This is a genomic window from Phocaeicola sp. RTP21198st1_B8_RTP21198_201120 (genome assembly GCF_040929485.1).
GTDB lineage: Bacteria > Bacteroidota > Bacteroidia > Bacteroidales > Bacteroidaceae > Phocaeicola > Phocaeicola dorei.
This window is the reverse complement of record NZ_JBCOCI010000179.1, coordinates 1,763-2,863: the sequence shown is the minus strand read 5'-3', so window position 1 is coordinate 2,863 and position 1,101 is coordinate 1,763. Positions and strand designations below refer to the sequence as shown.

Annotated in this window: 1 protein-coding gene; it reads left to right on the top strand. The window is 34.9% G+C overall.

What is annotated here, in order from left to right:
* The first annotated feature begins 118 nt into the window (after window positions 1–118).
* Window positions 119–1,045, top strand: a complete 927-nt coding sequence (gene nusB / locus AB5935_RS24180; protein WP_005841621.1) for a transcription antitermination factor NusB — start codon at window positions 119–121, stop codon at window positions 1,043–1,045.
* Window positions 1,046–1,101: the final 56 nt, after the last annotated feature.

Genomic DNA, 1,101 nt, shown 5'->3' with positions numbered 1-1,101 from the left:
GATGAAAAAAGCGATTTAGATAGCTCTATGTAAATTTTACATTAAAAAATGTAATTATGTTATGTAAAATCAATGAAAATACCTACTTTTGCAACTCCTTAATAATTTTATGTGAATTATGATAAATAGAGTTCTTATTCGTCTTAAGATAGTTCAGATAGTCTATGCTTATTATCAGAACGGAGGCAAAAACTTGGATACAGCGGAAAAAGAGTTATTTTTCAGCCTTTCTAAAGCGTATGACTTATACAACTATCTGCTGCTTTTAATGGTAGAGGTAACTAAACAGGCTAACAAACGACTGAATGCTGCGAAAAACAAACTGGTTCCTACTAAGGAAGAATTGTTTCCCAACACTAAATTTGTAGAAAACCGCTTTATTGCACAGTTGGAGGTAAACAAACAACTGCTGGAGTTTTCGAACAATCAGAAGAAAACTTGGGAGAATGAAGCTGATTTCGTAAAGACTTTATGTGATAAAATCTTAGAAAGCGATATATATAAGGAATATATGGCCAGTGAGACTTCTTCGTATGAGGAAGACCGTGAATTGTGGCGCAAGCTATATAAAAATATTATTTTTAATAATATCGAACTAGATCAGGTTTTGGAGGACCAAAGTTTGTATTGGAATGATGATAAGGAAATAGTGGATACCTTTGTGTTGAAGACCATCAAGCGTTTCGATGAGAAGAATGGTGCAAAACAGGAATTGTTGCCGGAATTTAAAGATGAGGAGGATCAAGACTTCGCACGCCGTTTGTTCCGTCGTACTATCTTGAATGCCGATTATTATCGTCATCTGATTAGCGAAAATACAAAGAACTGGGATTTAGACCGTGTGGCTTTCATGGATGTGGTCATTATGCAGATCGCTTTGGCTGAAATTCTGAGTTTTCCCAATATTCCGGTCAGCGTATCACTGAATGAGTACGTAGAAATAGCCAAACTGTACAGCACCCCGAAAAGCGGTGGCTTTATTAACGGAACTTTGGACGGAATCGTTAATTCATTGAAAAAAGAGAATAAGCTAACAAAAAATTAATATCTTTGTTTGTTATTGAAGAATAACAGCATTATAAACTAAAAAACATAGAAAGT